The organism is Leifsonia sp. Y862, from assembly GCF_057669585.1.
The window spans coordinates 26717-51677 of the sequence record NZ_JBYHFR010000004.1 but is presented as its reverse complement, the minus strand read 5'-3'; the positions used below and the strand labels follow the sequence as shown (position 1 = coordinate 51677).

The 24961-nt window shown below is 65.7% G+C and carries 26 protein-coding genes; 7 read left to right on the top strand and 19 right to left on the bottom strand.

Going from position 1 to position 24961, the window contains the following annotated elements; genetic code table 11:
- Positions 1 to 166: 166 nt before the first annotated feature.
- The 3 genes from AC25Z0_RS17080 to AC25Z0_RS17070 all read left to right on the top strand — a co-directional run bounded on the left by AC25Z0_RS17080 (position 167) and on the right by AC25Z0_RS17070 (position 1290).
- Positions 167 to 364 (top strand): hypothetical protein, encoded by a 198-nt coding sequence (locus tag AC25Z0_RS17080; RefSeq protein ID WP_488133964.1) that lies wholly within the window; start codon positions 167 to 169, stop codon positions 362 to 364.
- Between the two features lie 240 nt (positions 365 to 604).
- On the top strand, positions 605 to 823 hold the full coding sequence (locus AC25Z0_RS17075) for a hypothetical protein (RefSeq protein ID WP_488133963.1): 219 nt from the start codon (positions 605 to 607) through the stop codon (positions 821 to 823).
- A 110-nt stretch (positions 824 to 933) separates the two neighbouring features.
- Entirely contained in the window at positions 934 to 1290 is a 357-nt protein-coding gene (locus tag AC25Z0_RS17070; protein ID WP_488133962.1) for a three-helix bundle dimerization domain-containing protein, read from the top strand.
- A gap of 243 nt (positions 1291 to 1533) precedes the next feature.
- Here the strand turns inward: AC25Z0_RS17070 and AC25Z0_RS17065 are convergent, their stop codons facing one another.
- Both AC25Z0_RS17065 and AC25Z0_RS17060 read right to left on the bottom strand, forming a co-directional pair.
- Positions 1534 to 2163 carry a DUF2238 domain-containing protein gene (locus AC25Z0_RS17065; RefSeq protein ID WP_488133961.1) on the bottom strand — a complete coding sequence of 210 codons (630 nt, stop codon included), beginning with the start codon at positions 2161 to 2163 and terminating at the stop codon, positions 1534 to 1536.
- A gap of 32 nt (positions 2164 to 2195) precedes the next feature.
- The gene (locus AC25Z0_RS17060; protein ID WP_488133960.1) at positions 2196 to 3029 is read right to left on the bottom strand and encodes an endonuclease/exonuclease/phosphatase family protein; all 834 of its coding nucleotides are present in this window, start codon (positions 3027 to 3029) and stop codon (positions 2196 to 2198) included.
- 304 nt (positions 3030 to 3333) lie between these two features.
- On the opposite strand from AC25Z0_RS17060, the gene AC25Z0_RS17055 reads away from it, so the two are divergent.
- Positions 3334 to 3990 carry a histidine phosphatase family protein gene (locus AC25Z0_RS17055; protein ID WP_488133959.1) on the top strand — a complete coding sequence of 219 codons (657 nt, stop codon included), beginning with the start codon at positions 3334 to 3336 and terminating at the stop codon, positions 3988 to 3990.
- A gap of 28 nt (positions 3991 to 4018) precedes the next feature.
- Here AC25Z0_RS17055 and pdxY read toward each other — a convergent pair whose 3' ends face one another.
- Complete coding sequence (gene pdxY, locus AC25Z0_RS17050; RefSeq protein ID WP_488133958.1) at positions 4019 to 4870, bottom strand: pyridoxal kinase PdxY; 852 nt, start codon at positions 4868 to 4870, stop codon at positions 4019 to 4021.
- A gap of 130 nt (positions 4871 to 5000) precedes the next feature.
- On the opposite strand from pdxY, the gene AC25Z0_RS17045 reads away from it, so the two are divergent.
- Positions 5001 to 5708 (top strand): hypothetical protein, encoded by a 708-nt coding sequence (locus AC25Z0_RS17045; protein WP_488121305.1) that lies wholly within the window; start codon positions 5001 to 5003, stop codon positions 5706 to 5708.
- 232 nt (positions 5709 to 5940) lie between these two features.
- Here the strand turns inward: AC25Z0_RS17045 and AC25Z0_RS17040 are convergent, their stop codons facing one another.
- The 3 genes from AC25Z0_RS17040 to AC25Z0_RS17030 all read right to left on the bottom strand — a co-directional run bounded on the left by AC25Z0_RS17040 (position 5941) and on the right by AC25Z0_RS17030 (position 9577).
- On the bottom strand, positions 5941 to 6696 hold the full coding sequence (locus AC25Z0_RS17040; RefSeq protein WP_488133957.1) for a Mut7-C RNAse domain-containing protein: 756 nt from the start codon (positions 6694 to 6696) through the stop codon (positions 5941 to 5943).
- A 113-nt stretch (positions 6697 to 6809) separates the two neighbouring features.
- Positions 6810 to 7496, bottom strand: a complete 687-nt coding sequence (locus AC25Z0_RS17035; protein WP_488133956.1) for a response regulator transcription factor — start codon at positions 7494 to 7496, stop codon at positions 6810 to 6812.
- Entirely contained in the window at positions 7493 to 9577 is a 2085-nt protein-coding gene (locus tag AC25Z0_RS17030; RefSeq protein WP_488133955.1) for a GAF domain-containing sensor histidine kinase, read from the bottom strand. Before AC25Z0_RS17030 ends, AC25Z0_RS17035 begins: the two co-directional genes overlap by 4 nt.
- A 269-nt stretch (positions 9578 to 9846) precedes the next feature.
- Here AC25Z0_RS17030 and AC25Z0_RS17025 point away from each other — a divergent pair, with 269 nt between their 5' ends.
- A complete protein-coding gene (locus AC25Z0_RS17025; RefSeq protein ID WP_488133954.1) occupies positions 9847 to 10527 on the top strand; it encodes a hypothetical protein in 681 nt (226 codons plus the stop codon).
- 481 nt (positions 10528 to 11008) lie between these two features.
- Here AC25Z0_RS17025 and AC25Z0_RS17020 read toward each other — a convergent pair whose 3' ends face one another.
- Complete coding sequence (locus AC25Z0_RS17020) at positions 11009 to 11476, bottom strand: VOC family protein (RefSeq protein WP_488133953.1); 468 nt, start codon at positions 11474 to 11476, stop codon at positions 11009 to 11011.
- A gap of 306 nt (positions 11477 to 11782) precedes the next feature.
- Here AC25Z0_RS17020 and AC25Z0_RS17015 point away from each other — a divergent pair, with 306 nt between their 5' ends.
- Positions 11783 to 12280, top strand: a complete 498-nt coding sequence (locus AC25Z0_RS17015; protein ID WP_488133952.1) for a DUF1801 domain-containing protein — start codon at positions 11783 to 11785, stop codon at positions 12278 to 12280.
- Positions 12281 to 12357: 77 nt separating this feature from the next.
- On the opposite strand, the gene AC25Z0_RS17010 is transcribed toward AC25Z0_RS17015, so the two are convergent.
- The 12 genes from AC25Z0_RS17010 to AC25Z0_RS16955 are packed head-to-tail and all read right to left on the bottom strand — an operon-like array spanning position 12358 to position 24640.
- Positions 12358 to 13161, bottom strand: coding sequence for an alkaline phosphatase family protein (locus AC25Z0_RS17010; RefSeq protein WP_488133951.1), 804 nt, complete (start codon positions 13159 to 13161; stop codon positions 12358 to 12360).
- Positions 13158 to 14090 (bottom strand): inositol monophosphatase family protein, encoded by a 933-nt coding sequence (locus AC25Z0_RS17005; protein ID WP_488133950.1) that lies wholly within the window; start codon positions 14088 to 14090, stop codon positions 13158 to 13160. Before AC25Z0_RS17005 ends, AC25Z0_RS17010 begins: the two co-directional genes overlap by 4 nt.
- Positions 14039 to 15277 (bottom strand): alpha-D-ribose 1-methylphosphonate 5-triphosphate diphosphatase, encoded by a 1239-nt coding sequence (locus AC25Z0_RS17000; protein ID WP_488133949.1) that lies wholly within the window; start codon positions 15275 to 15277, stop codon positions 14039 to 14041. The genes AC25Z0_RS17005 and AC25Z0_RS17000 overlap by 52 nt, the downstream gene beginning before the upstream one ends.
- Entirely contained in the window at positions 15274 to 16044 is a 771-nt protein-coding gene (locus AC25Z0_RS16995; protein WP_488121315.1) for an ATP-binding cassette domain-containing protein, read from the bottom strand. Before AC25Z0_RS16995 ends, AC25Z0_RS17000 begins: the two co-directional genes overlap by 4 nt.
- Positions 16045 to 16052: 8 nt before the next feature.
- Positions 16053 to 17879, bottom strand: coding sequence for an alpha-D-ribose 1-methylphosphonate 5-phosphate C-P-lyase PhnJ (locus AC25Z0_RS16990; protein ID WP_488121316.1), 1827 nt, complete (start codon positions 17877 to 17879; stop codon positions 16053 to 16055).
- A complete protein-coding gene (locus tag AC25Z0_RS16985) occupies positions 17879 to 19036 on the bottom strand; it encodes a carbon-phosphorus lyase complex subunit PhnI (protein WP_488133948.1) in 1158 nt (385 codons plus the stop codon). Before AC25Z0_RS16985 ends, AC25Z0_RS16990 begins: the two co-directional genes overlap by 1 nt.
- Positions 19036 to 19740: a phosphonate C-P lyase system protein PhnH gene (gene phnH, locus AC25Z0_RS16980; RefSeq protein ID WP_488133947.1), complete on the bottom strand. Its 705-nt coding sequence runs from the start codon at positions 19738 to 19740 to the stop codon at positions 19036 to 19038. Before phnH ends, AC25Z0_RS16985 begins: the two co-directional genes overlap by 1 nt.
- Positions 19737 to 20171: a phosphonate C-P lyase system protein PhnG gene (locus AC25Z0_RS16975; protein WP_488133946.1), complete on the bottom strand. Its 435-nt coding sequence runs from the start codon at positions 20169 to 20171 to the stop codon at positions 19737 to 19739. The genes phnH and AC25Z0_RS16975 overlap by 4 nt, the downstream gene beginning before the upstream one ends.
- A 37-nt stretch (positions 20172 to 20208) precedes the next feature.
- Positions 20209 to 21945 carry a phosphonate ABC transporter, permease protein PhnE gene (gene phnE / locus AC25Z0_RS16970; protein ID WP_488133945.1) on the bottom strand — a complete coding sequence of 579 codons (1737 nt, stop codon included), beginning with the start codon at positions 21943 to 21945 and terminating at the stop codon, positions 20209 to 20211.
- 2 nt (positions 21946 to 21947) lie between these two features.
- The gene (phnC, locus tag AC25Z0_RS16965; RefSeq protein ID WP_488133944.1) at positions 21948 to 22781 is read right to left on the bottom strand and encodes a phosphonate ABC transporter ATP-binding protein; all 834 of its coding nucleotides are present in this window, start codon (positions 22779 to 22781) and stop codon (positions 21948 to 21950) included.
- A 45-nt stretch (positions 22782 to 22826) separates the two neighbouring features.
- Positions 22827 to 23783, bottom strand: a complete 957-nt coding sequence (locus tag AC25Z0_RS16960) for a phosphate/phosphite/phosphonate ABC transporter substrate-binding protein (protein ID WP_488133943.1) — start codon at positions 23781 to 23783, stop codon at positions 22827 to 22829.
- Entirely contained in the window at positions 23783 to 24640 is an 858-nt protein-coding gene (locus tag AC25Z0_RS16955; RefSeq protein ID WP_488121323.1) for a MurR/RpiR family transcriptional regulator, read from the bottom strand. Before AC25Z0_RS16955 ends, AC25Z0_RS16960 begins: the two co-directional genes overlap by 1 nt.
- Positions 24641 to 24961: the final 321 nt, after the last annotated feature.

The window sequence follows — 24961 nt, the reverse complement described above, 5'->3', positions numbered from 1 at the left end:
CCGCTGGAACACTTCAACGATGGCGATCGTTGAATCTGCGGTGGTCTAAATCAGACACTCGTCATCTGTTGTTCTTCCATCGGACAACCACGTCCCGCACGAACCGGTATCAAGCTTGTGTTGTGGAAGACATCCGCTGGGGAAATCGAACAAGTGAGGGATTTCGATGAACTACGCAGAGCTGTTCTCAGTTGTCGTGGCGGGCCCCGCACTGTGGGAGGTGCGGCATGAAGTCACCAATGAACTGGCCGGCGTCATCCAACGCACCCCACGAGGCTACTTGGTGAGGAATGACGAGACGCACCCGATTGGCAGCTTCGACTCGATCACCAGCGCACTCGAGGGCCTGTACGCGGTGGCCTGAAGCGGTCGCGTCGGGCGATAACGCGGGCGAAGTCGTCAAGCGCTTAGGGCGTGCCTGGCAGGTGGGCGTACAGTCGTCTAGATTCCCAGTAGACACCCATCCGGAGTTAACCTGGTGCTTACCTTGATGGCGGACTCTGAGCCCATGATCGCTATGACAGTTACCGTGCGACCGCTTGAGTCGCTCTACGCTTTCCCTGCATTGGGTCGGAACCTTCGCCGGCATTATGAACACACTCTCTTGTTCACGGACCAGATGTTCGTGATCTTCCCTGGTGTCGGGGCCGTCCTCGTGACTGAACGGCTGCGGAAGTACCAGTTCGATATCGTCGGAACCGATTTGGCCAGCATGGCCCAACGCGTGGTTCGTCTGGAGGCTGGCGTCCGGAAGGAAAGCGGAGGCCAGCAGGTGCGTTTTGAGTGGGCCAGGGCGGCGAGCATCCCTGTCCCCTTCCGTTAGTTCGCATCCGGAGGAGCGATCGAGGGGATTCCACTACTCGATCCCGACACACAGCGAAAGTTCACCTTCAGACCGTTGCTGCGGGAGCACTCGCGCTAAAGAATGTCCTCATGAGCGAGCAAGACGAAACTCAGGCCATCGACCAGGTGATCGACCGCCTGACGCAACGGTTTCCGAGCTTAGAACGCGAACACATAGCGGATGTCGTCCAAGATGAGCACGGGCAATTGGATGACGGTCGGGTCCGTGACTTCGTTCCCGTCCTCGTCGAAAAGGCAGCGAAGCGACGGCTGAAGAAAGAAGCCAAAGCATCCCGCACGCCGGTCGAACAGCCAGAAGCGCTGGCTCCGCTATCCGACGGTGACCCAGACCCGGACCCGATGGAAGTCGAGCGCGCAAGCCGCGAGGGTCAAGGAAGCCACTTGTTCAGCGGTTTTCTCGGCAACTCCGGCGAGAACGAACGCTGAGGAATTCCAGCTCGGATTCACCGGTGCCGGCTGACGCTGCATCGGCTGAAGGGAATCCGAGGGCTTTCGGAGACATTCGGCAACGACTGAATTAAGGCCTCGGCGCCGAAACACCCACCGGGACATACACCGACCGCAACGGCACCGTCCCCTGGTAAAGGGCTCACACCACGGCCCGGCCCGCAAAGGGATCGACATGAGGGCGGCCGCACGTGGGGGCGCCGGCCCACGAGATGCCGACGGTCACGTGAATTCGCGCCGTTTGACAACGGCCGCGCCGGAATCGGCCAGAGCAGATGCTCCCGGGGGAGCGGCGCCATTCGCGGCAAGGAACGGTAGGGCCAGGCCCGCCGCGAGTGCCCCAAGGGCATCGGCGGCAAGGTCGCCGATCGTGTCGCTGTAGCCGACATAAACAGGGGCGATTGCGAGAGTGTAGCCGGCCCATTCGAGCCCCTCCCAGAGCGCCCCCGCCGCCACCCCGAATGCGACCGTGACCACGACCAGCCCGCTGCGATGGCCGGGACTGGCCGGGAGCAGCCCGCCGCGCTGCGCGGTGATCGTGGCCAGAGTAGCCAGGAGCCCGATGAGGAGGAAATGGATGAGCTTGTCCCAGCCGAAGACCTCGGTGTACAGGTCAAAGACGTTGCTCCACGCTGCGACAAGCACAACGAGCCCGGTGGCGACGTCGACCGCGGAACGCACACCGAGCGCCCGGGGCACCAACGCCCCCAGCAGTGCAAGCATGAAGATCGCGACCTGCACCGCTCCCCATCCCCATCCGGCCCCGACGACGCTCAGCACAACGAGAATGCGGATGCCGTCCGCGAGGTATTCGCCGGGGAGCATGGGTGGTCGCAGAAAGGTCTCGATCACGGCTCCTCCCTCCGAACGGCGTGCAGCGAACTTCACGGCTTCGCCTCCCAGCGGATGAGCGCATGCACCGGTTCGTGATCGGAGACAGCTACGGAACCGAACCGAACGGCGTTCACCCCCGCGGCCTCCACCCGGGCGTTCGCGCTCACGAGCACCCAGTCGACACGGCGGCCGCCCTGACGAGGAGGTCCGTAATTCGAGTAGGTGTCCCACGCCGGGCTCAGCCGCCGGGAGGCCGTGAGCCACGTGTCGGAGAGAAGGCGATCTGCGCACAGCTCGCGGGATACGCCGGAGAAGGGTCCGGCATTGAAGTCGCCCATCACGATGTTGGGCCCGTCGAGGGCGCTCGCGACCCCGTGGATGTGGCGAGCCGACGCCAGCCTCGACCGTCCGGAGAGGTGGTCGAGGTGCGTCACGATGACGTGGAATCGCGTGCCCAGCTCGTTGTCCTCCAGCTCTGCCTGCACCGCGATCCGGGGCAACACGTTCCCATAGGAGCGGGAGCCGGGCACATCGGGGCGATCAGAGAGCCACCACGTTCGCGAGCCGAGAAGGCGCAAGCGTGTGATGTCGAATCGGATCTCGCAGCGCTCGCCATCGTGGTTCGCGCCTCGACCGCTGCCCACGGTCGCGTATCGCCGCCCGAGCATCCGGTCAATATCGCCCGACTGTGCGGGCAGCACTTCTTGCAGGCCCAGGATGGTCGGTCGCTCGGCCTCCAGCACGCGGTGCAGGAGCGGGCGCCGAGTGCTCCATCGGTCTGCGGCACGGGTGGGCCAATGCGTTCGTCGGCGCACATTGAGCGTCATCACGTGCATCCGGGGCGCGGCCACGGGGCCGATGAAGGGGACGTCGGCAGACCGCACATCGCCTCCGGCCTCGCGGAGCGCGGGCGAAGAGATCGAGCCTCTGCGCCGACTCGGATCGCTGTGAGCGCTGTGAGCGCTGTGAGCGCTGTGAGTGCCGCGAGTGCTGTCGTGCCAAGCCCCTAGGTTCATGGCCACCCTTCGACGAGGAACCGCGGACGCGGCACCTCCGCCCACGCTACGCCGAGTGCGGCCCGGCAGCCACGGGTTTGACAGCCCCGTCAAGTCACGCCCCCATGCCGGACGCTCAACGGACAGTCCCATCTCTCGGTTGGGATCGGGGGCGCGATACTACTGTTGCCGTATGTCCATAATCGATCCGCTGCCCAACCATCCCGCTCCGGACAACCCGACAGGGAAGCTGATTCTCTTGCGCCACGGAGAGACGGAGTGGTCGAAGACTGGAAAACACACAGGGCTCACGGATGTCCCGCTCACGGCCAGGGGAGAGGACCTTGCCCGCGGCGCGGGCCGGCTCGTGGCCGGATACGATTTCTCGCTCGTACTGACCTCGCCGCTGCAGCGTGCGCGGCACACCGCTGAGCTCGCGGGCCTTGATGCCGAGGTCGACCCGTTTCTCGTTGAGTGGGACTACGGCGGGTACGAGGGCCGGACGACCCGCGAAATCCGCAGCGAGCTCGGCTACAACTGGAGCGCATTCACCCACGGCGTGATTCGTGGTGACACGCCCGGTGAGACGGTCGAGGAGGTCGCCGCCCGCGCTTCGCGGGTGCTCACGCGTGTGCTGCCCGCGTTGGAGCACGGAGATGTCGCCCTGATCGCACACGGCCATTTCCTGCGCATTTTGACAGCCGTGTACCTCAGGTTGGCCCCTCGATTCGGTGCTCAAATCACCCTGGACGCTGGATCGGTCTCCGTGCTCAGCTACTACCGCGAGCAGCCGGCCATCTTGTCGTGGAACTACGGAGCCGAACTGCCCAAGGTGCCCTCAGAGTCCTGAGGCGCTACCCAAGCTGAGGACTGATTTCTCAGCGCACGCGTTGCGCGGTGAATTGCATCCGCGGGTGAGCGTAGAAGTCTTGAGCCTGCACGAGCTGCAGTTCTCGCTCACCCGATTGATGCGTCAGCTCGATGAGGTCGAACACGCTGGATGCGGTCCGTTCCAGCGCTGCAGCGGCGTCACCTGTCGCGCGGTAGTGCGCCGAGAAGAGCGCCGCGGTGACGTCACCCGAGCCGTTCGCTTTGAAAGGCAGATGGGGAGTCTGCACGATCCACGCGCCCGCAGCATCCGCTGCGAGCATCTCGATGGTGCCGGGCTCGCGGTCGGGGCGCTCCACGCTCGTCACGAGAACGGTGCTCGGTCCCATCGCCCGGGCGAGGTCGACGGAGTCGAGTGTTGAGGCCACCGTTGTCGGCTCGGTTCCGGTGAGGAACCCCAGCTCGAATTGGTTCGGAGTGATGATGTCGGCCACGGGGACCACGCGATCCCGCAGCAGGTCGGGGATCTCGGGCGCCACAAAGCACCCGGACTTTGCGTTGCCCATTACGGGGTCACACGCGTAGATGGCCGAGGGGTTCGCCGCTTTCACCCTGCGCACCGCATCCACGATGACGTCGCCGATTCCGGTGCCGCCCTGGTACCCAGAGAGCACCACGTCGATCTGGGGGAGCACGCCACGTTCCTCGATACCGAGGATCACATCGTGCACATCCTCGGGGGCGATGAGGGATCCGCGCCACGCGCCATACCCCGTGTGATTGGAGAAGTTCACCGTGTTGACCGGCAGCACCTCGACACCGATGCGCTGGAGGGGGAACACCGCCGCCGAGTTGCCAACGTGACCATATGCGACGGCGGACTGAATCGAGAGAATCTTCACGACGTCAATCTTCCTCTATTCGAGCGGTCCGGGTCGCCGAGCGGCTCCGTTGTATACGGCTGAATTGTCAGGGCGCCAGTCGCTCGAGCCATGGCGGGAGCGGCTGCTTGGGGACCAATAGACTCAGGCAATGCCTCAGACCGAAACAGAAGTGCGCTCCGATACAGAAGTGCGCGCGGAGCACCGCTGGCCGGCGGTCATCGGGCTGTTGATCGCCCTTGGTCTGTACGCCACGTTGCCCAGTGCTTTCGTTCCGGCACTGCGGTACGTGGTGGTCTTCGTCGGCCTCGCTATGCTGATCCCGCTCCTGCTTCTGAACCCCCACCGGCTCAAGAAGGAAACCCGGTGGTCAAAGAACCTCGCCACTGGGCAGGCGCTGCTTCTTGTCGCGGCGAACGGGGTGGCTCTGGTGCAGCTGATTATTCTGCTCACCACTTCCGGCAATGGCGACGGACCCACCATCCTGCTTGCCGCCCTGCAGATCTGGGTCACGAACATCATTTCGTTCGCCTTGGTCTTCTGGGAGCTGGATCGCGGCGGACCGGTTTCACGCCGGCACGCGGACCGCAAAGACATGCCGGTGGCAGACTTTCGGTTCCCCCAGGACGAAGACCACGATGCAATCGACGAGGTGGCGGCGCGGTCCTCCCAGCGGACAGGGTGGGTGGCGTCGTTCGTCGACTACCTGTACTTCTCTTTGTCTAATTCCATGGCCTTCAGCCCGACTGACACCATGCCGCTCTCGGGCAGGGCAAAAGTCATGATGGGCCTGGAAGCCGCCGGAGGATTCGTCCTCCTCGCCCTAGTCATTGCTCGGGCGGTTTCGCTACTCAACTGAGCAAGCCAACGTGCCAGGACAATCACGTCAAGCTGCCACTTGCGTGGGCCGGTATCGCAGGGCGACTGCCCCCGACCGGAACTCATGGCGGTCCACGAGTTCGAGCTGGATGCGCTCATGCAGACCGGCAAGCAACGTCGGCCCGTGTCCGGCAAGGACCGGCTGCACCAGGAACGCGCCGTTCGGTGTTTAGGGGAAATGCGTGCGGCTCGCGATGCGTCGATGTTGGTGGCTACCGCGAGAAACTCGTCCCTGGCTCGTGTCTGGTGGCCCGACTCACGAGCGCCTCAAGTCGTTGGCTGTGCGCGCCGCGCCAGTACACCCGCCCACAACTGGTGCACCGTGAAAACGAGCGATAGGTGCGGAGGGTCCCTGGCTCAAGCTGGGCCGCGACCTCTGCGGCGGGCACCTCAGCGAGGAGCGCCCCGCAGCGCAGGCACCGCGTCCACGGCGCGAGTCGCGGGGCGAAGCGACTGAGGACGTCATCCAGCTGCGCATCCACATCGCCTGAGCGGATGAGCGCACCGTCGTGCACGATTCTGCGGAAGAGCAGTCCGCGGTCTCGGGTGAGCAACTCACGCTGCTCGGCGGCGGAACGGACGGCAAGGGTGGAGTCGTCGTTCTGAGGTTCGTAGGCCACATCGAGGCCGAGTAGCCGCATCCGTCGCGCCAGCGTGCCCAGGTGCACGTCGAGCAGGAAGCGACCGGAGTTTGGCTGCGGTCGTTCCCGAGCTTCGACGTTGAGCGTCGACGAGGATCCGATGTGCGTCGTACGAAGTGCCTCGTGGCCGATCCGGTGGCCGTCCACTGATGCGGTCCCGACTTCGGTCACCGGCACGCCCACGATCTGGAGGACGTGCGCCACCGTCTCTGTGGGAGCAGCGTCACGTACGACGCGGTCTCCCCGGTCTCGCCTCGGGAGCAGGGACCGAAGTGAAGGATCGACCTCGACGATGACGTGCGTCACCTCGACATCGTGCCTGCTCAAGATGAGCGCTCGCTGGGCCAACTGGCTGAATGGTTCGTCGCATCGGGCTTCAGATGCGCGTCTCGGCGCCTGAGCGATGCTGACGGCTTGTGGCACGGAAGTCCCGGTTCTCGTCACCCGTCCAACGGCTGCGCGCTCTGCTGGTCCTGCAAATAGGCCAGCACGGCCGCGACCCTCTTGTGGACGTGTCGCTCGTCGGACAGGCCGAGCTTGGCGAATACCGACGAGGCGTACTTCTCGATCGACGACTCGGACAGGTGCAGGTCCTGGGCCACCGCCGCGTTGGTGCGACCTTGCGCCATGAGGGCCAGCACGTCCCGCTCCCGCTCGGTGAGGTCAGCCAGTCGCGACGACGATCGCCCGGCATGGACGAGTGATGCCACGACGTCGGGATCGATGCGCGACCCTCCCGATGCGACCTCCTTGACCGCTTCAAGGAGCGCACGCGGATCGCCGATGCGCTCCTTGAGCAAGTAGGCCATCCCGGCTGTGCCATTGCGGAGCAGGTCCAGCGCGTAGGTGGCATCGTTGTACTGCGACAGCACGACGATGCCGACGCCGTGATGGCTCTCACGGATGCGATGAGCGGCCTCGATACCCTCCGTGCTATGACCAGGCGGCATCCGGATGTCGGTCACCACCACATCCGGTCGTTCCCGGTCGACCACAAGCTCAAGTTCCGCAGCGTCACCGACCACGGCGATGACATCGATCGAACTGTCGCTCACGAGCGCGCGCCGCACGCCCTCCCGCACCAGGTAGTGATCGTCGGCGACGACCACGCGCAACCGCCCGGTCATTGACCGCGCCTTTCGCCGGGAAGCGGGAACTCGGCGATAACGGTCGTCCCTGCACCGGGCGAGGTGTCGATTTGGAGCGCACCGCCGACCGCGGCGACCCGGTCGCGGAGGTTCGCCAAGCCCGAGCCCCGTGCCCGAGCGGCGTCGAATCCTGTGCCGTCGTCACTCACACGCACGATGAGACGGTCACCGTTCTCGCTCAGTTCGACGTCGAGTCGGTCGGCCCGGCCGTGCTTGAGGGTGTTGGCGAACGCCTCGGCGATCGTGAAGTACGCGGCACCCTCCAGTTCGTCGGGTAGGCGCAACGCACGCAGCGAGGCATCCGCTCGGATGGACACGGGAACGGGATGCCGACCCGAGAGCGTCTCGATCGCTACCAGCAGGCCCCGGTCGCTGAGCACCGACGGATGGATGCCCTGCGCGAAGTCGCGAAGGTCTGCGAGCACACGGCGCAGACCCTCCTGCATCACCTCGATGTCATCCCCGACTGCCGCGGGGTCGTGCTCGAACTCCAAGCGCGCATGTCCGGCCAGCCCGATGAGGGACGTGAGGTCCTGCTGCACGCCGTCATGGATGTTGCGCTCGATGCGACGGCGTTCCTGCTGCTGCGCATGCACGATTCGCGCGCGTGAGCTTCGCAGCAGGGCGGTTTGATCCTCGAGGTCCTCCTTCAGGCGCACGTTGCGCACGGCCATCCCCGCCTGTCGTGCGAACGTTTCGAGAATGGCCGCATCCGCCGAGCTGAGGTGCCCCGACAGTTTGGGACCGCACTCGATGAGACCGATCCGCTCCCCATCCACCTCGATCGGCAAGGTCAGCACCGACTGTTGGTCGGCGTTCGGCGGCTCGATCTCACCCACTCCTGGCAGGAGCCGGATGCGAACCCAGCGAAGGCCCATGCCGTCCTCAAGCGTCGCGCGCATGCGCGGCAGCAGAGTGTCGAGGTCATAGGTGCCGGCCAGTGATTCGCCGAGACCCACGACCAGCTGGGCGGCGTCCGTCTTCGACCCGAACACCCAGCGGTCGGCAAGCCCTTCGAGCCGGGTGCGCACCGGCTGGAAGGCGACGGCCACAATCAGTCCAATAGCGACAGCCCAGCCAACCGGCAGCAACGTTCCCGCAGCAGCGCCCACGGTCGCCGCGACGATCACGTAGACGAGGGTGATCGATGTCCACAACAAGCCGTACACGATCGAGCGGCGGACGACCCGGTCGGCGTTCAGGCCTGACGGCTGCAGAATACCGACGGCGGGCGCGACCATGAAGCATACGATGACAGCCGCCCAACACAGCGAGATGATGACGTCGGCGTCGCCGATGAGCAGGATTTGTGCGACGATCGGAATCGGCAGAAGCGCGACCGGCGCGAGTAGCCACCGCATCGCCCGGCGCGTCCGTGCGTCCGCAGATCGGTACCGCACTACGAGCAGCGCGGCGCCGGCGAGCACGACCGCCAGCGCCGAGACGTCAAGCAACGCGGTCACCACCCCCACGTCAAGGTTCACGAAAGGGATCTTGAACGGGTTCGCGATCGGCGCGTTGCCCTCGACGGTCAACGGGGTAACCACGGTCGGGCTGCAGGCAAGGAGCACAACTGGAATCACCAGGATCAGCCAGGTCAGTCGCAGCGTCGCTCGTTCGGAGCGACGATGCACTTCACCATCCGGGAACAGTCCAAGCACGTGGGCGATGCCGATGGCGGGCAGCAGCGAAATCCATTGCATTACGAGGTTCGACAGTGCGATCGAGGTCGCGGGTGCGGCGGAGGCGAGTTCTACTTCGAGCACGGGGAGGACAACGTCCTGCGCAGTAATCAGTGACCCGACGGCTAGCCAGAGAGCGAGCGGATGCCACGGCATCCGTATCAGGATTACCAAGGCCACGGCCACCGCTGCCCCGTACACGAGCATCCACGGCAGCAGGTAGAGCGGATACCTCGGAAGGCCGACCACCATGACGATCACCCAGCAGACGGTGCTCGCCCCGACGATCGCCCACGCCCCAGTGCGGCGCACGACAGCGGCAGCGCTCGCACCCCCGCACGCGGGGAGACCGGGCGTTTCGTCGGACCGCGCACGCATGGCCATTGCACCTCCATGATAGACCCGACCGCATGCGGCTGTCCGGGGGATCTGCCCCAGATGAATTGCGGAATTCCTCCAACGACTCTCGGGCTAGCACGATGCCGCTGGGATCCCCAACACCCGTAACGTGCTGTGCATCGGAAGGAGCCATCATGAGCAAAGTTACGACCAAACGCCCGGATCACACCGTGGCTGTTATGGATGGAGTTGGGGTCGTTAGTGGAGCCGAGCGAGGGCTAGCAGGGGGGCGGCGACGCGTGAACGCCATGGATAGGGTTGGAGCGTTCAGCGGAGCGGCGTACGTGCTGCTGGCTCTCATTGGCAGCGCGATAGTGGGTGAGGGTTCCACCGGTGCGGGATCACCCGGACAGCGGATTCTGGATGAGCAGCAGAGGATTGTCGAGAACCCGTGGACCAACGTAGCGTTTGCTGTGTTGATCCTCGCGCAGCTGGCTTTAATTATCTTCGTTGGATACCTGTGTTCGCGCCTGCGGGACTCCGGGTGGTTCGCGACTACGGCGCTCATCGGAGGGATCGCCGCGATCTTTGTGAATCTCACATCTGTCACACTGGTGATTACCGTGTTCGTCCTTCGGGACGATATCTCACCGGAGTTGGCCCGGGCCCTGACAGACGTTGATGGATCCGGACACCTGGTACAACTTTTGCCATTTGGAGTGTTTGCGCTCTTCGCTTCTGCCGCAGCGCTGGTGACCCGAACGCTCGGACGGGTGCTGAGTTGGGTCGGCATCGCAATCGGCGCCACGAACATTGTCGTGCTCGCCGCAACCGGGCTTTCTGTTGGCGAGGATGGCTTCCTCTGGCCGTTCCTGCTGGTCCTGCTGTGGATACTGGTGATCAGTTTTCGACTCGGGTTCGCCCGGCGCCGGACTACGACGCCAGCCGCCGTCGCAGCGACTGAAAAACGACCAGAACCGACCAGATAGAATCGGCGGCAGCGAACCGCTTTGTTCAAACTGCCCACAAGAAATCGCTCCTGATGAGAATCAGGGGCGATTTTTAGCTTCTGGGGCGGTTTGACTAGTTCCGGTGGTGGTGGCGCTCTCAACGCGGGAGCCCTCGCCCCTGGCTGTGTCTGCGCCTCAAGTCGTTGGCTGTGCGCGCCGCACCAGTACACCCGATCACAACCGGTACACCGCTAAAACGAGCGATAGGTGCGAAGTTTTCCTGGCTCAAGCTGGGCCGCGACCTCTGCGGCGGGCACCTCGGCGAGGAGCGCCCCGCAGCGCAGGCACCGTGTCCGCGGCACGAGCCGCGGGGCGAACGGCTGAGGTCGTTATCCAGCTGCGCGTCCACGTCGCCTGAGCGGATGAGCGCTCCGTCGTGCACGGTTCGGCGGAAGAGCAGCCCGCGGTCTCGGGTGAGCAGTCATCGGGCCTCCGATGCTGCAAACGTCTGCGACGCCGATCAAGCGTTCCTGAGCTCGGCGATCACGATCTTCTTCTGCTGCATCATCACCTGAATCTGCTGCGGGCTACGGATCAACTCGCTCATGTTCGCGGGGATGATCTGCCAGCTGAGCCCGAACCTGTCTTTGCACCACCCGCACTGCTCCGACTCGGGCACGTGTGAGAGCCGCGACCAGTAGTGGTCGATTTCTTCCTGGTCCTTGCAGGACACGACGAATGAGACCGATTCGCTGAAGGTGAAGGCCGGCCCACCGTCGAGGCAGACGAAGTCCACGCCGTTCAGACGGAACTGGCCGTTCAACACCTTGCCGGTCATGCCGACGAAATGTTCGTCGAGCGATTCGTCGGGATAGTCGTCGATCGAAAGGATTCGGGAGTTCGGGAACACGCCGACGTAGTATTCCATCGCCTCGCGGGCCTGATCGTCAAACCACAGACACGGCTGGATGGGTGAGAGCTCGGCCATGGGAACCTCCTCGTTCGCACTGTTGCGGTGCATCCACGCTACGCGGATGCGGCGGCGCTGGCGAGACCGCAGTCTTCCGAGCCGTGTCGAGGCATGGCCGCGCCGTATCCATAACTCCGGCTGTTTAGCACTGGCGGCGACGTCGCGCGCGATACTTCCGCGGAATTAGAGGGCAGTCGAAATGGCTCCGGGACAATAGCCTGAGTTATGAACGCCACCAGTCAGTGGCCACCAGTCCTCAGCGTCGCCTGTCGAGTGCCTCGACATCCACCCCTGCTCGCGACGCGTCGGGAGTAATATCCCACCGTGGACAGCAGGGAGAGCGGCGAGAACGAGGCCAAGAAACCGGCGACGGATGCCGCGGCACAAGACGATGCCGCCTGGACGCTGCCGGAAGCCATGACCGGCCGGGCAAGTCCCGCGAAAGCAGCGGTCGGCGACCAGCCCGTCTTCGCCTACATCGCCAGCCTGCCGCAGCCGCAGCGCGGTATCGCCGAGGCGGTCGACGCGCTCGCGGCCAAGACGCTGCCCGGCCTCCAGCGCTCCGTGAAGTGGGGCATGGCGTACTACGGCGTCGGCGACGGGTGGTGCTTCAGTTGCGGAGGCTTCGCCAGTCACGTGAAGCTCATGTTCGTCAATGGTGCATCGCTCGACCCGGTTCCGCCGGTGACGCCGGTGGGCATGGGCAAGTCGACTCGGGGCGTGGAGCTCACGTCCCTGGACGACCTCGACGAAACCCAGATCGCGGCATGGATGAAACAGGTCACGTCGGTGCCAGGTCTCGGCGGCAAGAAACACGAGTGACAAGCTTTCAGTGGCACAACAAGTAGGCTCGGCGGGTCTCGCCCGGCTGAGTCACTCGTTGCCCGAGGTTGCGTGGGTCAGCGGACTGCCAAGAGGAACGGCGAGAACTCCACAGGACGGATGCCGGCAGGCACGTCGACCGCGTCGGTGCCGATCGCATCCACCAGCAGGAACGTGCGCCGCTCCACTTCCGAGTCGCCACCGTGGCCGCCGGCGTCTGTGTGTCCGTGGTCGGTCGTGATCGCCACGATCCATTCTTCGCCTGACTCAGAGGCACGGCGCTGGATCACGTCGAGCACTCGCGCGACATTCGCATCGGTCGCGCGTACCGCCTCATCGTATTCGGGGTGCAGACCGCCGTGTGTGTGACCCGCGTCATCGCAGTCCACGAAGTACACGAAGGCTACGTCGGGCACGTCCGTGTCGAGTTCGGTGATGGCGCGCTCGCATGCCTCCGCGTCGAGTGCGCCGTCGCGTGGGGCATCCGGTTCGATGAGGATCACCCGGTGGATGCCGGAGGCGATCTGTTCCGGCCGGTTCGCGATGATCGGGCCAGGGCCCTCCGGGTGCGCCAGTCCCTGCCAGCTCGTGACGGACAGGGTCTTCGTGGCGGCATCCGCTCGCCACGCGCGACTGAGCAGATCACCATCCGGCTCGATTCGGTGTTCGTGGAACGAGTTGTCGAACACGCCATGCTGCTCGTGGGTGGCACCGGTGAGGATGCTGGCCCAGCTGGGGCCCGAAATCGTGGGCCCCTCAACGCTCGCCGCCTGCATGCTGCCACGCGCGGCCAGCGCATCGAGGGTGGGGGCGAGGCCCGTGCCGAACGCGCGGTCTACGCGCAGCCCGTCGAGACCGATGAGGAGGAGACGACGTTTCATGAGAGCCCTTCGTTGTTGGCGGTCGGAATACTGGGGGAATCGATGACGGGGATCGAGGCCCAGGCAGCGATCACCTCGCTGATCTCGTCGGCAAGCTCACGGGATGCTGCCACCACGCCCGAGTAGCGCAGTGTCAGATCGGTAGAAATCTCCAGCTCGCGGCCGAACGCGTCCTGCACCCATCCGCCAGCGGCGGGGACGAGCACCATCGCCGCGACCAGGTCGACGATGCGATGCGTGTCCGAACCGGGATCCGCGAAGGCATCGATCGACCCGTCGGCGACAAGCATCGCCTCCAAGCAGCTCGACGACAACACGCGGATGCGACCTGCACCCTCGCACAGGTCGAGCCAGGCGGACGTGCTGTCACCGAGCGGACCGAGCTTCGGGCGCAGCATCGACAGCGCAGACCCGGTGAGGCCCGTGCGGCGTGACGTGCGGAAGTCCGGCTCCTCTCCCCGTCGGGCCCACGTCACCGCGCCACCCTCCAACCAGAAGCTCAGCGCCTCTACCGGAACGCCGTCCTCGACAATGGCCGCCGAGAAACACGACAGCGGAACACCGGCGGCGGCGTTCGCTGAGCCGTCCAGGGGATCGACCACGAGCGTGCGCGCGCTGCCGTGGTCGATGAACCCGACCTCTTCACTGAGCAGGTTCACGCGGTGCCGATCGGTCTCCTCGCGGATGGCATCCTCGACGAGCTGATCGATCATCATCGTCGGGGTGCCGTCTGCGCCCATCCGCACCTCGCGTGCACGCTCCTCGCGACTCAAGCTCGTCCATGCGCCGGCGGCGGCACGAGCCGCCGCTCGACAGGTGTCGACCAGGATCTGATCCACGCCATTCGGGAGGCGCACCTCGGCGCCCATCACCGGGGTCAGCATTCGACGCCTCTCGGTGCGGAGAATGTCGTCACGACGGTCGGCCATGGCCCACGATCATTGACCAGCACGAAGTCAGCCCTCGCACCCGCTGTGATCGCGCCCCTGTCGGATAGCCCAGCCGCTCTCGCGGCCCCCGAGGTGACCAACGCGACAGCTGCAGGAAGATCGAGCAGACCGTCTCGGGCGATCAGCATCGCGCTGGTGAGCAGGCTGCTCGGCAGATAGTCGGACGCCAATGCGTCGACCAGTCCCTCGGCGATGAGTTCGGCCGCCGAGACGTTGCCAGAGTGCGAGCTGCCTCGCAGCACATTGGGGGCGCCAGCGACCGTGACCAATCCCCAATCCCGCGCACGCCGTGCGGCCTCCATCGTGGTGGGGAACTCGGCGACCGACCCCCCGCGCTCGACGAGCGCATCGATCTCCGCGGCTGAGTCGGAATCATGCCCGACGAGTCGGACGCGTCCAAGGCGTGCCTGGTTGCCGGCCCATGCCAGATTCTCGTCGCGGATCGGATCGGTGAGCTCGGCGTCAGCGATGCGCTGGGCCACCTTCTCCCTCACGACGTCGCGGTCTTCGCCGCCGGCGACGAGCATCTCGATGAAGTGATCGACGTCGGCGTACTGCCCCTGGCCGGGTGTGTGATCCTCGTGCGAGAGAAGGATCGGTTCGGCATCTGCAGGCAGTGCGTCCAGGCGAGCGCGCAGCAGCTTTGCTCCCTCGGCCGCACGCACGTCGAAGCGGTGCAGCACACGGTGGTCGACGCGGTCGCTGTGGTAGGCGTCGATCGCGACGCACACTTCGAGCGCCGTTACCGGGGTGCGCGTCACGCCGTCGGCGACCTTGTTGTGGAAGCCCGCACCGTGGAACACCGTCGTGATGCCAGCCGCCGCCACCTTCGCATCGAATGAGCGCATCGCGAAGTCCAGGGGCAGCGGCGCCGCCGGACGCGGCACCCGCTCCTTTTCGAGGGCGTCGCTGTGCACGTCGATGAGCCCGGGCATCAGCAGCAGCCCCGAGCCCGCGACATCCGCCCGCAGTGCGCCGCCCTCGACGACGTCGACGATGCGACCGCCCTGGACCACGACGCTCGCCGAGGCGGTGACCCTGTTCGGCAGCACGACGCGGACATCGCCGAGAACGTAGCTCGCCGGGTTTGCGCCCAGCGCCCAGCGCGCATTTCCGGTTGCGTGCTCCGTCGGCTCGAGCCGCGCCTCAGCGATGACGCCGCTCATGCGTAGACCTCCTCGAGTACGCGGTGCCCGGCATCCAAGACCTCGTCGACCTCGCCGTCCGCGGTGATCGCGCCGTCCTCCATGTAGATCACTCTGTTGGCTACCCGGCGAATGATGTTCATGTCGTGGTACACCGCCAGCACGCTGACATCCCGGTGCCGGAGTTCCTCGATCACCTCGAGAGCGAGCACGCGGTTGGCCGGGTCGAGTGCGGACACCGGCTCGTCGAGCAGCAGTAGGCGCGGTGGGCTGACGGTTCCCGCTGCCAGGTTCACCCGTTGACGTTCACCACCGGAGAGCACGCTACAGTCGACATCCCACAATCGCTCCTCGATCCCGAGCTTGCGCAGTGAGCCGACCGCGGCATCCCTGGCATCCGCATCATCCAGACCGCGCCGACGGGCAGCCGCCGCGACGAGCTTGAGCGGCCCTTGCCGTGGCGGGGCATTCAGGAATTGCGACACGTAACCGAAGTCACGACCCCGGATCCGCGCCATCGCGCGGTCATCGAGCGACGTGAGCTCGAAGTCTTGCTCACCGTCGTGCAGCACGACGGTGCCAGAGTCGGGAAGATAGTTGCGGTAGATGCAGCGCAGCAGGCTGGACTTGCCCGCACCGCTGGCCCCGGCGAGCGCGAGGTGCTCGCCGGGCATGAGGTCGAACGACACCGATCGCAGCGAGGCGACCGTGCGGTCGATCGCGTGCAGGGTGAACGACTTGGTCAGCTCTCGAACCGAAAGGATCGGCCTCTGGATGCTCGTGTTCATGATTCCTCTCAACTCTGCGCGGCAGCGACGAGCTGCTGGGTGTATGGGTGGTGCGGGTCGGCGAGGAGCTGGTCGGTGAGGCCCTGCTCGATCACGTGCCCCTGACGCATCACGACGGCACGGTCGGTGAGCGCCTTGATCACCGAGAAGTCGTGGCTGACGACGACCACGGCGAGCTCGCGCTCGTTCAGCAGTTCGCGCAGCAGATCGAGGACTCCGGCGGCGACCGAGGCGTCCAGTCCCGTGGTCGGCTCGTCGAGCAGCAGCACCTGCGGGTCGGTGGCCAGCGCTTTGGCGATCTGCACACGCTGGCGCATGCCGCCGGAGAACTGGCCGACCACGTCATCCATGCGCTCCAGCGGAACGTCGACCCGGGTGAGCAGCTCGGCGGCCCTGGCCCGGATCGCGTGGTACGAGCGCCACCCGGCCGCGATCAGGGCGTCGGCGATGTTGCCGCCCGCCGAGATGTTCAGGTCGAGCCCCATGGCGGGGTCTTGGTAGACGACGCTGAGTGTGTTGGTGCGCAGTCGGCGGCGCGCAGAGCTGTCGAGGTCGAGGAGGTTGATCTTCCCATCGCCCACTGCTCCGATACGCACCGATCCGGTGGCGTCCGCCTCGTCGCCGATGATGCACTTCATCACCGTCGACTTGCCTGAACCGGATTCGCCGATCACGCCGAGCGCCTCGCCGGGGGCGACGTCGAAGGAGACGTCAGCCGCAGCGATGACCTCGCTGGACGCGCGGCTGCCGGCGAAGACCTTCCCGAGGCGCTCCACCTTCAGTGACCATTCCTCCCCAGGGGCCGACTGGCCCTTCGCGGGAGCGCTCGGCATGCCGACCTCGACGCTCGCCCTGGCACGCACGCGCAGCGCGGGATCTGGGTAGTACTGACGGGGGATGATGCGCTCGTGGGCGTCGAGATCGGCGACCCCCGCACGCACCTTGAGGCAGAACTGCACGTCGGAGCAGATGAACTCGTTGGTCTTCGTCTCGACCATGAACGATTCCTCCGTGCCGCATTTCGCGCAGCGCACTCCTTCGGTGTGCTCCACTTCGAACGGGACATCGTCGAAGCTCAGCGGCTCGACGTCGGTGTACGGCGGCACAGCGTAGATCTTCTTGTCACGGCCGTGGCTGAGGAGTGTCAGATGATCGCTCTGGTGCAGTCGCGGAATATCCCAGCGCGGGATCGGGCTCGGCGACATCAGGTGCCGGTGATGCACGAGCACCGGGTGACCAGCCCCGGCACCCATCACACCGGTCAGCGCAAGCTGCTCGTAGAGCGCGACCCACATCTTGGCGTAGTCCGCTTCAGCGTGACGACGCTTGCATTCGAAGACGGACTTCTCAACGGCGCGCAGCGGCTCTGACTGGGGCACCTGCAGCACCAGCGTCTGGTGCGCGCCCATGTGTTCCTCTGGGACGCGGTGCCTGGACTGCACGATGGTGGATTCGTCGGTGTCCGCGGTCGACCCGCTGCCGAGCGTGCCGACGATCAGGCGGCGCAGGTTCACCGCGTTGACGCCTTCCTCATCGCCCTGGTCGATGACCTTGACATTGTCGTCACTGCCGCCGATGGCGAGCGTGACCTGCAGTCCACCAGAGCCCCAGCCGCGGGCGACCGGCATCTCGCGTGAGCCGAATGGAACGATGTACCCGGGCACACAGATGCCCGCGATGACAGCACGGCGCGACTCGCGCTTGGCCTGCTCGTCCATCACGATGGGGCGTCCTGCATGCGGGTCAGGTGGCAGCAGCGCGGTCAGCATGGCAGCGGATGCCGCGACACCCGAGTCCTCCACGTCGCCTGCCCGTGATTCGGTCAGCATGGTCATCAGCTGTTTCCTTCCTGGTGGTTCTCGCAGTCGCAATCGGATGCGTGGTCGTCGCCGTTCGAGGCGAGGAGTCGTTCGAGGGCAGCGCCCTGTTCGTCGCGAGCAGCGATCGAGGCATCCAGCATCGACTGGAAGGTGACGTAGTGCGGCAGCTTCAGGTGTTCGAGGAATCCGCTCGCGGCAAGGCCATCGGTGGTGAAGAGCATGACCTGCTCGAGGCGCCGGCCGGCCTCCATGCCCGAGTAGCGCACGATGGAGACGTCGAGGCTCGCGGCGGCGATGACCTTGCGCTCGTTGTGCCCGAATGCCATCGCGTAACCGATGTCGTAGGTGGTCGGGTCCTCACCGCGAATCGAACCGAGATGCGAGACCGCCTCGCACTCGGAGACCCGCAGCTCGCCGATCTGCACCAGCTCGCCGGTGTGCGGATCGGCGACCCGCAACGGCAGCCGGCCGTGACGCACCTCGCCGAGCGTCACGTGCTCAGCGGCGTAGTCGTCAGGGCCGAGCACCGACTGGTACCAGATGTTGATCAGCGCACCGCTGTCAGCCTGCGCGGAGGCTGACAGTACTGCGGACCGCTTCGCGGGCAGACGGGCGGCGACCATCTGGATGTCGAACGGCTCCTCGTCGGATTCGAGCGTGCGGTCCACCAGCACACCCATGTCGAAGAGGTAGTCGCGGAAGCGCCGGAACGGTTCATCAGCCGGATGCTCCAGCGGCGTGTCGTCGAGCGGTTCGACGATCGGCAGCGGCAGTTCGGGGCCGTCGTGCAGGATGCGGGCGGTGTAGTCGACCGTCTCCCCGAGCAATATCGGGCCGTCTGGCTGGCGCTGCGTCGAGACGACGCGGCGGAGGAGCTTCATCTCGCGCGGCCGCAGCGGGTCGCTGTGCGCGAGGCGCGGGAGCGTCGAGCGGTGTGCGCGAATCAGATGCACGGCCTCGGAGATGTCGCCACTGGCCTGCAGGAAGGCTGCGGCCGCGGTGGCAGGGTCCCAGAGCCCACCTTCGCCCATGATGCGGTCAATCGCCATCGGGAAGCTCGCGATGACGGACTCTGCGGTCAGTCCGGAGTCGAGCTGCGCGCGACGCTCGAGCACGAGACGCTCGGCGGCGATGATCGCCTCAGTGCCACCCTTGTTCGTTCCTGCGTACATCAGATCTCCTCGATTCGAGTTGTGCGCGGCAGGGCGATGAGCGTTCCGTCGTCGGTGACGAGGATGCTGTCGATGCCAGCCGGGTAGTCAGAGATGAGCGCGGCGCGCACGGCGACAAACTGCGTGCTGAGCCCGGCAACGGCGATCTCGACGGGGGAGTGCGGGGGAATGCCGGGGCCGGTGAGGCGCCAGCCAGAGGTGACATCGTCGGTGCGGATCGCGTCTGTGTGGATTGCGTCTGTGTGGATTGCGGCAACGCGCTGCACGAGCGTGGCCGCGGTTTCCGGTGACCAGTGCGTGCCGGGGGACAGCAAGTTCATCTCGGTGGATTCGGTGAGTGCAAGCGCATAACGCGCGGTGGATGCCGCGGTCACCGGCGCACCGACGATGCGAGCGATCGCGGCCACAGCATCCGTCGCCTCGTCGGGCACAGAGCCGCGTTCGGACTGCGTGCCCGAACCTGCCTCGGTCGCGCGCAGCGCGCTCACCGGGGTCATGATGTCGGCGAGGGCGAGCATTGGCAGAATCGCGGCCGAGACGCCGGCCGGCAGCTCACCGGTTGGAAGCCGATGCACCGTCCCTGGACGGGCGAAGGCGTTCATGATGCCGCGGAACACCTGCTGTGAAGCAGTGGGGGTGAGCTCTCGCAGCTGCTGCCATTCGTCTGCAACAACCGGGGCGAGAGTGGTGTCGATGGTGGTCACGGGATCTCCTCGAACTCGACGATGGATGGGGAAAGTCGCTCCCACTCGACGGCGCGGGCGGCGACGCGGCGAGCCCTGGTGCTCTCGCACAGCGCGACGACTTCTTCTCGGCGCGGGCCGTCTGCGTGGAACTCGGTCGCGCAGATCGCGGCGGCGAGCGCGGCGAGCCGGTCAGAACCCATCCGCATCGTCCAGCCATCGACGCCGCGACGGCGCACCTCGGACTGCGTGACCATCACGTCACCGAGGATGAAGCGCTCCTCGGCGATCGGCTCACGCACCTGCGTGACGACGGTGCCGACGACCGGGGGGCGGGTGACCACGACGTCGGAATCGTCTTCGAGACAGAGGTGAGAGAGTGCGATCACCTCGGCGGCATTCGCCATGTTGAGCTCGGAGACAATCTCCGACCTCGTGAGTGTGTCTGTCATTTCGACCTTTCTTCTCCGCGAGGAGTGTGGAGCAGGGTTAGTGGATTTCGCGCCGCGCCCACACCGCGAGTGCTTCGGAGAGCAGCACGGTGATCACGACAAGAAGGAGGCAGGTGGTGACGACGCCGTAGTCGAGTACGCGGGAGGCGTTCATCATGTAGAAGCCGATGCCGCCGGCACCGATCACACCGAGGGTGGTTGCGGCTCGCAGGTTGGAGTCCAGCTGGTGCAGCGTGTGGGCCGACAACGCCGGTGCGACCTGGCGCAGTGTGGCGGCGAAGAAGGTCTGAGAGCTGCTGGCACCAGAAGAGCGGATGGCGTGCGCCACACGTACGTCGACCTCCTCAAGCGAATCGGCGATCACCTTGCTGAAGAACCCGATAGCTCCCACTGCGAGCGCGAGGGCGCCGGCGGTGGCACCGAGACCGGTGATCACCACGAAGAAGATGCCGACGATGATGCCGGGAATGGCGCGGATGGTGACGACGATGCCACGGAATATCGCGGCCACCGTGTCGTTCGGCGCGATCGTGCGTGCGGAGAGCAGACCGAATGGGATCGCGACGATGAGGCCGATGACGGTGCCGGCTAGCCCCATCTGCACGGTTTCGACCATGGAGTTCAGGAGCTTGAGGGGAATGCCACCGTCGGACGGCGGGAAGTACAGCCCCATGGTTGCGAGCGCCTTGGCGAGGCCGCCGGTGAGCTGATCGAGCGTGATGCCGGATGCCATCGCCGAGCCGAGGACGAGCAGCACGGCGAGGACCGTCCACAGGGTGCGATTGATGCGCTGGCGATTCCAGGGCGGCGAGATGCGCCCCGCAGTAGCCGCGCGGCGCTCGGCCGGCGTTGACCTGCCTTTCGCCCAGCCCTTCTCCGGCAGATGCGGCAGGAATACGGCGAGCCAGCGCCGCGACTTCGGCGACGACGATGACTGGTGTCCGAGTTGGGCCTTGCGCACGAGGCCGGAGACGAGTTCGGCGAGCAGACACAGGATCAGAAGGATCAGTGTCAGCCCGAGGCCGAGCCGGTAGTTCATCGTGTCGAGGGCCGCTGAGATGTACATCCCGATGCCGGCGACGCCGACGAAGCCGAGGATCACCGAGCCGCGCAGGTTGATGTCGAAGGCGTGCAGCGTCGTGGCGACGAGCGTGGGGCGAAGCCCCGGCAATACCCCGCCAACGATCTGCTGGAAGATCCCGGCGCCGGCGGCGCGCAGCGCCTCGCGGGGTCCGGGGTCGACCTCTTCGATGGCATCCGCGAAGAGCTTCGCCATGAAACCGATCGACCCGATGCCGAGGGCAAGGACGCCGGGGAGAGCTCCGAGGCCGAACACTCGCACGAAGAAGATGGCGATGATGAAGTCGGGCACGGCGCGCTCGAGCACGATCAGCGACCGGGCGACGGCGCGCACCGTCGGGTTGACGGTGGTGTTCTTCGCCGCGAGGAAGGCGATCGGCAGGCTGAGCACGAGCCCGAGAACGGTGGCGAGCACGACGATCGCAACCGTCTGCCCGATCATCTCCACGATCCGCATCGGCTCGGGGAATTTCAGCGGCACTGTGCGGCTGAGGAAGTCGACGGCGTTGTCCCAGCCGTCGATGAAGGTGGCGATGTTGATGCGCAGCTCGACGGTCGACCAGATTCCCAGGCCGAGCACGCCGAGCATCACGACGATGAGGCCGCGCTTGCTCCACGACATCGGCGGCTTCGTGGGCATTGAAGGCTGCGCACCGGTCGAACCGACCGGGGTGCGCTCAAGGAGTGTGCTCATGGTCAGATCGCTGCTGCCGCATTGGGCTGTGCCACTTGCGTGATCTGCGCCGTGGTGGGAAGACCTGTGGCGCTCATCGGCTCGCGATAGATCGTCATCGCCTCTTCGCGGCTCAACCCGTCAGTGTTCTTGTCGAACACGACCCGACCATCTTTCAGGCCGATGATCCGCTCGCCGAATGCGAGCGCGTATTCGACCTGGTGCAGGCTGCAGACCACCGTCAGCTGATCCTCGTCGCTGATGCGGGTGAGCAGGTCGAGAACCGCCGCACTCGAATCGGGGTCCAGAGATGCCACGGGTTCGTCAGCAAGGAGGATCAAGGGGCGCTGCGCCAGCGCGCGGGCGATCGCGACGCGCTGCTGCTGCCCGCCAGAGAGAGTGTCGGTGCGCTGGAATGCGCGATCGGCGAGGCCAACGCGATCCAGGAGTTCGAGGGCCGTGCGCCGATCCGACTTCGGATACATCCAGAGCCCGGAACGGGGTCCGACGAGCCCACCGAGGAACCCGGTGCAGACGTTCTCGAGGGCGGAGATGCTGCCGACGAGATGGAAGTTCTGAAAGATGAAGCCGATCTCCCTGCGGGTGCGACGCAGGTCGCGCCGACTGGCGGCGTTGATGTCGCGCCCGTAGATCTCGACGATCCCGGTAGTCGGCTGCTGAAGCCGGTTCATGCTTCGCAGCATCGTCGACTTGCCCGAACCGGATTTGCCGAGCAGCACCAGTCGCTGCCCCTTGGGCACTTCGAAAGAGACATCATCGAGGCCGCGGACGTCCTCATTGAACTGCTTCGTCACGTTGCGGAGCCGAATGGCGGTCTCGCCAGGCGTATGCGTCATGTCTGTTCTCCTCTGGTGCTGCTCGGCTGGGTGATCGTTCGCTGCTTACAGGTTGGTAATCTCGCAGGCGTCGGACTTCGTGACCTCGCACACCTTGCGTACGCCGTCGTAGGCCGCATCGTCGATGGCGACATAGCCCCAGCCCCCGATGCCGCAGAAGCCGTCTTCCGCGGTCTCGTCGCAGTCGCCGCTGGCCTTCAACGCGTCGACGTTGAGCTGCTCGAGGTAGATCGTCTTGATCTGCTCACGCAGGGCGGCGGGCAGACTCTTGCTGACCGTGACAGGCGTAGGGGTGATCAGCTCTGACTTCCAGATCTGAGTGAGCTGCCCCTGAGCGATCTGCCCGGACTCAATCAGTTGCTTGGTGGCCATTCCCTCCGTGCTGAACGCCACCTCGCACTGCCCATCGGCCAGGGCGAGCACCGAAGCGTCGTGGCCGCCGGCGAACACGGGGGTGATGTCGGTCTCGGGGTCGATGCCGACGTCGAGCAGGCCGGCGGAGGGGAACAGATAACCGGAGGTGGATGCAGGATCGACGAAGCAGACGGTCTTGCCGGCGACATCCTCGAGCGATTTGATGCCGGAGCCGGCGGCCACGCTGGCGACCGAGTAGTAGCCGAGTTCAGCCTCCGGGGCAGAGATCAGCGTTCCGATGATGTCGAGATCCACTCCGCTGTCCGCGGCGAGGACGTACGAGAAAGCGCCGTACGTCGCGATCTGGACTTTGTCTGCACGCTGCGCCTCGATGGTCGCGGCATAGCTGGTGGCCTCGTGGAACTCGATCGGGATTCCCAACTCGCGCTCAAGCACCTTGAACGTCACCGAGCTCTCAATATCGAGGGCCGTCTGATCCTCGGTCGGGATCGCGGAGATGACGATCTTGTCGGGCATCGCGCCCGCGGCCGCAGCCGTGTCGTTACCTGCGGCGCTTGCGCCGCAGCCGGTGAGCGCCACCGTGGCGAGCAGGAGGGCGGCAGCGGTTGGCAGAATTCGTTTGTACATCAGTTGCTCCTTGGTTGAAGTGGAACCTGGTGGATGGTGGACGAAGGGGAAACAAGAGAAGTGATCACCTGCAGCACTGCGTGGTGGACCATGCGGCTGGCCATGTCCTCGCCGCGGATGCCGTCACCCGCGGCGCCGGCGGTGACGACCGTGTCCACGAGGCGCGCGAGCGGCGCACCGGAGTAGCTCGTCAGGGCGGCGGTCAACGCGCCCCGATCTGCGGCGATCTGCACCGGACGCATCGTGGCGGCAGTGCTCCCTGAGTGGCTGATCGCGAAGCAGAAGTCGCCCGCCCTGAGCTGCTGGGCGACGGCCTCCTGCGTCCGACCATCGGTCGGGTAGGAGACGGCGCGGCCTGCCGAACTCAGCCAGTTGCCGAAATCGATCGCCAGCGGCTGCGACGTTCCGCTGGAGACGATCAATACGCGATCTGCGTCGCGCAGCGAAGCGGCGACGCGTTCGATCGCAGCATGGTCGACGGCGAGAGCGGTGCGACGGATGTCCTCGAGGATGTGCGCGAGGATCACCGTTCCCACACGGTCGTCCGTCAATAGGTCGGCAACGCGGCCGTGACCGAGTTGGGCGGCGAGGCGCAGCTTGAGCGCCTGGATGCCTGGCAGCCCGATCTGGTGGCAGAGACGCACCACAGTGCCGACCGAAGTGCCGGTCTCGGCGGCCAGGCGGGCGGCGGACATCCCGACGACGCGATCGGGGTACTCAAGAACGAACTGCGCACTCTGGCGGCTACGGGCCGAGAGGTTCGGCAGCGCCGCTCGAAGCACTTCGAGAACGTCGATGGAGACGGCGGCACGGCCGACGGCCCCGGTGGTCGCGGCCTGCTCGATCGTGCTCTTCATGCTTGCCAAGCTACGAATCGATGGTTACCACGCGGTGTCCCGCGTGCCAAATGGAACAAACGTTCCGCTGGCCATTGAGAACTGGAAGATTATTCCGCTAGGTTCTCGAGCGGGCGTCTGTGGTGAAGTCATGGAGCGGTGATCAGCCCTGGCCGTCGCGACCGAGCACCCCAACCCGCCAGCGCGGTGCATTGTGTTCTCCACGGGAGTCGCAGGGCTCGCGGCTAGCTCGGCGGTTACTTTGGGCGGCTGAAATTCGCATTCACGGTCATTGGAGCAATTGCATCCGTCGTGACGGGAGCTGACATTTTTCGCAGGAGC